General features: G+C 66.9%; 8 protein-coding genes. 6 read left to right on the top strand and 2 right to left on the bottom strand.

Annotation, left to right across the window (positions count from 1 at the left end; translation table 11 throughout):
• The first annotated feature begins 74 nt into the window (after window positions 1-74).
• The 4 genes from ACF3NH_RS20875 (at window position 75) to ACF3NH_RS20860 (ending at window position 2,497) form a co-directional block, all read left to right on the top strand.
• A complete protein-coding gene (locus ACF3NH_RS20875; RefSeq protein ID WP_422922157.1) occupies window positions 75-1,151 on the top strand; it encodes an IS5 family transposase in 1,077 nt (358 codons plus the stop codon).
• Window positions 1,152-1,204: 53 nt separating this feature from the next.
• Window positions 1,205-1,360, top strand: a complete 156-nt coding sequence (locus tag ACF3NH_RS20870; protein WP_422925687.1) for a hypothetical protein — start codon at window positions 1,205-1,207, stop codon at window positions 1,358-1,360.
• On the top strand, window positions 1,357-1,707 hold the full coding sequence (locus ACF3NH_RS20865) for a hypothetical protein (RefSeq protein ID WP_422925685.1): 351 nt from the start codon (window positions 1,357-1,359) through the stop codon (window positions 1,705-1,707). Before ACF3NH_RS20870 ends, ACF3NH_RS20865 begins: the two co-directional genes overlap by 4 nt.
• A 229-nt stretch (window positions 1,708-1,936) precedes the next feature.
• Window positions 1,937-2,497 carry a hypothetical protein gene (locus tag ACF3NH_RS20860; protein WP_422925683.1) on the top strand — a complete coding sequence of 187 codons (561 nt, stop codon included), beginning with the start codon at window positions 1,937-1,939 and terminating at the stop codon, window positions 2,495-2,497.
• 72 nt (window positions 2,498-2,569) lie between these two features.
• On the opposite strand, the gene ACF3NH_RS20855 is transcribed toward ACF3NH_RS20860, so the two are convergent.
• The gene (locus ACF3NH_RS20855) at window positions 2,570-3,175 is read right to left on the bottom strand and encodes an HAD family hydrolase (protein ID WP_422925681.1); all 606 of its coding nucleotides are present in this window, start codon (window positions 3,173-3,175) and stop codon (window positions 2,570-2,572) included.
• 354 nt (window positions 3,176-3,529) lie between these two features.
• Between ACF3NH_RS20855 and ACF3NH_RS20850 the strand changes: the two genes are divergently transcribed.
• Complete coding sequence (locus tag ACF3NH_RS20850; protein ID WP_422925679.1) at window positions 3,530-3,922, top strand: VOC family protein; 393 nt, start codon at window positions 3,530-3,532, stop codon at window positions 3,920-3,922.
• Between the two features lie 93 nt (window positions 3,923-4,015).
• Here the strand turns inward: ACF3NH_RS20850 and ACF3NH_RS20845 are convergent, their stop codons facing one another.
• A complete protein-coding gene (locus tag ACF3NH_RS20845; protein WP_422925677.1) occupies window positions 4,016-4,900 on the bottom strand; it encodes a LysR family transcriptional regulator in 885 nt (294 codons plus the stop codon).
• 90 nt (window positions 4,901-4,990) lie between these two features.
• On the opposite strand from ACF3NH_RS20845, the gene ACF3NH_RS20840 reads away from it, so the two are divergent.
• Window positions 4,991-6,043, top strand: a complete 1,053-nt coding sequence (locus tag ACF3NH_RS20840) for an alpha/beta fold hydrolase (protein ID WP_422925675.1) — start codon at window positions 4,991-4,993, stop codon at window positions 6,041-6,043.
• The last annotated feature ends 13 nt before the right edge of the window (window positions 6,044-6,056 follow it).

Genomic DNA, 6,056 nt, shown 5'->3' with positions numbered 1-6,056 from the left:
GGACGCCTCCAGAAACCCCTCGCCTTGATGCCGTTCGGCTGATTCACTGACGCGGATCAGCGCGAGGGAAGGCGATGGTTCGGCAGCCTGGGTTCTTCGATGTGGAGGAGCGTTTGCGGGAGCTGTCGGCCAAGGGCGATGACCTCGAGCGGATCGTCGCGCTGGTTGATTTCACGATGTTCCGCGCCGAGCTGGAGCAGGCCGTGCCGCGCGCGGACGGCACGAAGGGTGGCCGCCCCGCCTTCGATCACGTGCTGATGTTCAAGATCCTGCTGCTGCAGGCGATGCACGGGTTGTCCGACGAGCGCTGCGAGTACCTCATCAAGGACCGCCTGTCCTTCATGCGCTTCCTCGGCCTCGCGCTGGCCGACCCGGTGCCGGACGCCAACACGATCTGGGCGTTCCGCGAGGCGCTGAAGCGGGCCGGCGCGGTGGAGCGGCTGTTCGCGCGGTTCGACGCCACGCTGCGTGCCGCGGGTTACCTGGCGATGGGCGGGCAGATCGTGGATGCGACCATCGTCGCCGCACCGAAGCAGCGCAACACCGAGGCCGAGCGGGCGGCGATCAAGGCGGGCAAGATCCCTGAGGGCTGGGCGGAGATGCCTGCGAAGCTGCGCCAGAAGGACCGCGACGCGCGCTGGACGGTGAAGTTCTCCAAGGCCAGGCCGCGCGAGGATGGCACCCCGCAGGTCGATCTCGCGGTTCCGGCCTTCGGGTACAAGAACCACGTCGCGATCGATCGCCGGCACGGCCTGATCCGCGGCTGGACCGCGAGCCATGCGGCCGCCCATGACGGGGCGCGGCTGGCGGAGGTGGTCGATGCCGGCAACACCGCCAGCGATGTCTGGGCCGATACCGCCTATCGCTCAGCGAAGAACGAGGCCTGGCTGGCTGAGCGTGGCATGGTCTCGCGCATCCACCGCAAGAAGCCCCCGGGGCGGCCGATGGCGGCAAGGACGCGACGGGCCAATGCCCGCAAGTCGGCCGTGCGCTCCGCGGTCGAACACGTCTTTGCCCGGCAGAAGGGGCCGATGGCGCTGGTCGTGCGCACCATCGGCATCGCCAGGGCACGGGTGAAGATCGGCCTCGCCAATCTCGCCTATAACCTCAAGCGGTTCGTCTGGCTCAGCAGCAAGCCCGCGACGTCGTAGCGGCACGCAAGTAGGCAAGCCGCCGCCATCGACTGAGCGGCTCCGTCCACCAGATGGGCACGCGCATCCGCATCCCTGAAGCACCGGCAGCCTCAAACCAACATCATCCGCCGAAGCCGCAGGGTTTCTGGAGGTATCCGGATGTGAAGCTGAACAAGGCGCTCTGGCTGCTGGGTGAGCGCATGGCGCAACTCAAGGGGGCGGCATGAACACCCCGGCGCAGAGCGCGGGAGCGCTGACCTTCGCCCGGGCCCGGGCGTGCTGCCGGTCCTATGGCTGCACGCTGACGCGCCGTCCTGGCGGCGACTACCGGGTTAACTTCCAGGGCTGCGGAAAGGAGACCGCCTACTACACACCCGACCTGGATGATGCCTGCGGCACGGCGCGGGCGATGTTCAAGCAGGGCCGGCCGGCGTCTGAGACACCGGAGCGGCGAGCGCTCCGGCGGGCCGCGGCCTTTATCGCCGGCTTCGAGGATGACCCCCTGCAGGAGGGGATCGTCGAGCTTCTGGCGGAGATCCGCAGCGTGCTCGCGGAGGCGGGAGATGCGATATGATCCGGCGACATACATGTCCTATGACGCGATGTCGACGCAGCGCTCATGACGCGACGCGCACCAGGCAATGGCCCGGCGGTATCGCCCGGCAGCCGAACACCAAGCCGTCCATAGCCTGACTCCCCTGCTACCGGCGCCGGTTCGTCGCGGCTTGGCGCCATTCCGTCCATCACGACAAGCTCGCCCACCGCACCGAATGGCGGGCAATGCGGGCCGAAAGGAGCACTCCATGAGCGTGTCAGATCGATGCACCGCCGCCCTGACAGAGATCCTGCAGGGTTCCGTCGCTAAAGGGCGCTGGCTGGCAGTCCAGCCACCCGGGAAGGCCTGCGGCTCCCATCGGGACGCGCCAGACGAAGGCTTCTACGATCAGGGATATCCGCCGGCCGGCTACGGCGAAGAGGGCTGGGAGGGGCCGGGTGCGCCGCCAGCGGAGCCATTGCAGGCCGCCTTCTGGCTGCCCTACGACCAGGACGAGCAACTGGCCTGGCTCGATACCGTGGTCCGGCTGGCCGAATGGGGGCTGGATGGCGCAGGCAAGAAGCCAGCGGCTCGAGATCATCAGCCGCCGCGTGAGCAGGGTCCAGGCGCTGCCCATGATCTGGCGGTGCGGGTTCGCGCCGTCCTGCAGGCGGCCAAGCGGCATGACGACATGCTTTGCGACGTGGTGCATGACGGTGCCCATGCGAGGCCGCCCCATGGCGACGACTACAACCAGCTCTTCGGGCTGCTTCTCAGCCTGGAGACAGCGCTCGGCTTCAGCACCTCGTCCCAGGCGCCGGCGGATTGATGCGATCACCTCGACCGAGGCCGCGCTTCAGTACCAGAAGACCTCAGTAGGCTGAGCCAGTATGGCAACATGTCATACCCAGGCTGTGGCTATCGCATCATCGATGATTTCGCCAATGTCTCCGTCAGGCCAATGATGAGCGTGTTGCAGATCTGACGGGAGAACACCGCCTACGAAGTAGCTTCGGCCTGCCAGCTGCAGCATGGGTATGTCGCCATAGGAATCGTGCACGGCCACGAGAGAGGCCGGTTCGATCCTGAGTTGTGCAAGCAGGGCTTGCAGCCACGTAGCCTTATCCTCTGGCCAGAAGTGCGCGATGTCTCCGCCCTCGGACCATCCCGTGCCGATCGCATAATCGGCCCCGAGATCGGCAGCCAGCCACTCCACGGCGAACTGCCATGTAATGGACACCAGGGCGATCTTGATGCAGTGCGCCTTCAGGCGTGCGAAACCCCGCAGGACACCGGGCGCAAGGCAAAGATCCTGGAGATAGCTGATCAGGTCCGTTCTGCTGAATGGAGCATACCACTCCAGCATGGCGTGCCGTCCCGCCCTGATGTCTTCTCGAGACCGGAAAAGTTCGAATGCATCCATGTCAGCAGTCCGCCCGATATTCCGGGCGATGCAGCCGCAGATATTCTCCCCACGCAACAGGGTCCCATCGACGTCGAATGCCATCAGCTTGGGGATAGGAATCGCTTCTTCTCCTGTCAGTACTCAATGATCCAGCTCTCATCGAATGCTGCCACCCGGCGCCTGCTGCATGATCAGGCAGCGTTGCTCCCGCTGGACCTGGGTACCGGTCTCGCCGGCACACTCGTACCGGGCCGACTGGATGAGGGCGGGGAGCCGGCAGTGCCGCCACTCCGGCTGCCATGGAATCACAGCATCATCAAATCGCGGGGTCGAATTAAATAGCCCCTGAGCCTCAACAGAAGCTACCCCGGGCAGAATGGCACCCAAGCCAACGACGTCGCAACCTGATAGCAAAACACTTATGATCAGTTTGCCGAGGACAGTGAGGGGATCGTGATGAGTCTCGGGGGCATCGAGAACCTGGATTACACCGTGATCCTGTGCACCAAGCTTGCCGAGACACGGGCCTTCTACCGCGATGTCATGCGGTTCCCGATCGAGGTGGACTTGGAGAACTGGGTCAGCTTCCGCGTTGGTTCCACCCTCCTGACACTGCGACCTCGGGGGCCGTGGAGCGTGTGCGACGACGGCTTGCTGCCATCAGGCACGGCAGCGATGCAACTGGCTTTTCGGGTGCCTCTGGCTGCCGTCGACCAATGTCACGAAGAGTTGGTTACCCAGGGCGTGGCTATCCTGAAGGGGCCTACGAATTTGCCGAAATGGCGGCACCGCGCGCTGTTCTTCCGCGATCCCGAGGGCAACATCATCGAGATATACGCCCAATTCTGACTCTGAAAGAGACGTAGCACCATTCCGGTAGGCCGACATGGCGTGCGAACGCCACGGCTGGCCGCGCGGCACCAGATCCTCCGCCACTGGCGATCAGGAGGGCCTCGTCGCCTCTCGCATCAGGCCCAGGATCAGGTCAATGACCGGCGGGCGAGGGCGGGGTCGCGCCGTCAGGGCCAGAGGCCATTGCGGCAGGTCCTGGCTGCCCTTGACCGCAGCGAAACGCACCCCTTGAAAGCTCAACACTGTGGTGGAGCGGGGCAGCAGTGCCACCCCGCAGCCGGATGAGACCATGGAGAGCATGGTCAGCGCGCGGCTCGCCTCCTGCGGTCCGCTGATGGACGCGCCCGCTGCGCCGAAGGCATCCAGGATGCGCGCATGCAGGCTGGGCCCCTGGGCCGCCGGGAACAGGATCAACCCGCGCCGTGCAATCTCCGCCAGCGTCACCGCGTCGCTCGTGCCATCCTCAGGGACGGCGGCCACGAGCGGCTCGCTGCCCAGGTCCAGCACCGGCAGCGTGGTCGCCCCTAGCGGCGGATGCACGAAGCCGACATCGAGCCTGCCCTGTTCCAGCGCCGCGAGCTGCTCGTTGGTCGAGCCCTCCAGCAACTGCGGTCGCAGGGCCGGATGGGTCTCGCGCAGGCGCCGCAGCAGCGCTGGAAGATGCTGATAGGTAGCCGCCGAGACAAAGCCGATGCGCACCTGCCCCGCCGCCCCCGCGGCCGCCGCTATGGCCTGCTCCCGCGCCTGGCCGGCATATCGCAGCGTGGCACGCGCATCCTCCAGCATAGCCAGGCCGGCCGGCGTCAGCGCCAGTCGGCGGTTGGCCCGATGGAACAGCGCGACGCCCAGTGATTTCTCCAGCCGCGCGATGGATTGGCTGAGTGGAGGCTGGGCCATGCCCAGGCGCAGCGCCGCCCGGCCCATGTGCTCTTCCTCCGCGACGGCGATGAAATGGCGCAGGTGCCGGAGTTCCATATCGTCCTGATATCATCTTCCTGCATCCACCGCATGGATCGGCGCGCTGTCCGGCGGCATCTCTGCCTCCGACGCATCCGGAGATGACCCATGATGTCGCGCCGTTCCGCCCTGACGCTCTCCGGCGGCCTGCTGCCGATGGCTGCCACCGCCCGCTCTTCCGGGATCACACGTCATGACCATCGCCTGGGCCTTCCCAACGGCGAGAGCCTCTTCCTGCGCGAGGTGAGACCTGCCTCGCCCGATGCCGGCGTCGTCCTGCTCCTCCACGGGGCACGTGTCCCAGGACTGGCCTCCTTCGATCTGCCGATGCCCGGTGGCTCCCTGGCCGCGGACCTCGCGCTGGTTGGGCATCGCGTCTACGTGCTCGATCTGCGTGGATACGGCCGATCCAGCCGGCCGGCCGCGATGGAGACCCCAGCCGATGCCGCCCCGCCCCTGATGCGCACGGACGATGCCGTGGCCGATCTTCGTGCCGCCGTCGCGGCGATTGCCGCCTGGAACGGCGGGCGATCCGTACATCTGCTGGGTTGGGCAACCGGCGGTCACTGGATGGGTGCCTATGCAACCCGGCATCCGGAGCAAGTGGGACGCCTCGTGATCCTCAACAGCCTCTACGGCGGCTCCGCCGATCATCCGACCCTCGGCCGTGGCTCGGCCGCCGAGGACCCGAGGCGGCCTGGCCAGTTCAACACCGCGGCCTTTGGCGCCTACCGGCTGAACAGCGGTCCCAGCCTCCTGCCGGCCTGGGACCGTAGCATTCCCGGCGAGGATAAGGCCGCCTGGCGTGATCCGGCCGTGGCCGAGGCCTATGTCGCCGCTGCGCTGGCCTCCGATCCCAGCAGCAGCAGCCGGACGCCGCCGTCCTTCCGTGCGCCGAGCGGCGCCATGGCCGACAGTTTCGAGCTGGCCCTGGATCGCCGGCAGTGGAGCGCGGCCGTACTACCTATGCCGGTGCTCGTGATCCGAGGCGGCCGTGACTTCTGGAGCCGTCCCGAGGACGCCGCCACCCTGGCATCGGAGGCACCACGGGCCCGGTTGCTGACGATCCCGCAGGCCACGCATTTCGTGCACCTCGACCGGGACACGGCCGGGCGCGCTGTCTTCCTGCAAGCCGTGGTGGACTTCCTGCGCGATGGCTGAAAGCGCTTGAAGG

Origin of the sequence: Pseudoroseomonas sp. WGS1072 (assembly GCF_049340465.1) — a bacterium.
In the GTDB taxonomy this organism is placed as follows: Bacteria; Pseudomonadota; Alphaproteobacteria; order Acetobacterales; family Acetobacteraceae; genus Pseudoroseomonas.
The sequence above is the reverse complement of the archived record's forward strand: the minus strand, read 5'-3'. Positions and strand labels throughout refer to the sequence as shown.

What these genes read in the sequence shown, in the direction of transcription:
- ACF3NH_RS20875 (WP_422922157.1), top strand. Translation starts at nt 75, where the DNA reads ATGGTTCGGCAGCCTGGGTTCTTCGATGTGGAGGAGCGTTTGCGGGAG.
- ACF3NH_RS20870 (WP_422925687.1), top strand. Translation starts at nt 1,205, where the DNA reads ATGGGCACGCGCATCCGCATCCCTGAAGCACCGGCAGCCTCAAACCAA.
- ACF3NH_RS20865 (WP_422925685.1), top strand. Translation starts at nt 1,357, where the DNA reads ATGAACACCCCGGCGCAGAGCGCGGGAGCGCTGACCTTCGCCCGGGCC.
- ACF3NH_RS20860 (WP_422925683.1), top strand. Translation starts at nt 1,937, where the DNA reads ATGAGCGTGTCAGATCGATGCACCGCCGCCCTGACAGAGATCCTGCAG.
- ACF3NH_RS20855 (WP_422925681.1), bottom strand. Translation starts at nt 3,175, where the DNA reads ATGGCATTCGACGTCGATGGGACCCTGTTGCGTGGGGAGAATATCTGC.
- ACF3NH_RS20850 (WP_422925679.1), top strand. Translation starts at nt 3,530, where the DNA reads ATGAGTCTCGGGGGCATCGAGAACCTGGATTACACCGTGATCCTGTGC.
- ACF3NH_RS20845 (WP_422925677.1), bottom strand. Translation starts at nt 4,900, where the DNA reads ATGGAACTCCGGCACCTGCGCCATTTCATCGCCGTCGCGGAGGAAGAG.
- ACF3NH_RS20840 (WP_422925675.1), top strand. Translation starts at nt 4,991, where the DNA reads ATGATGTCGCGCCGTTCCGCCCTGACGCTCTCCGGCGGCCTGCTGCCG.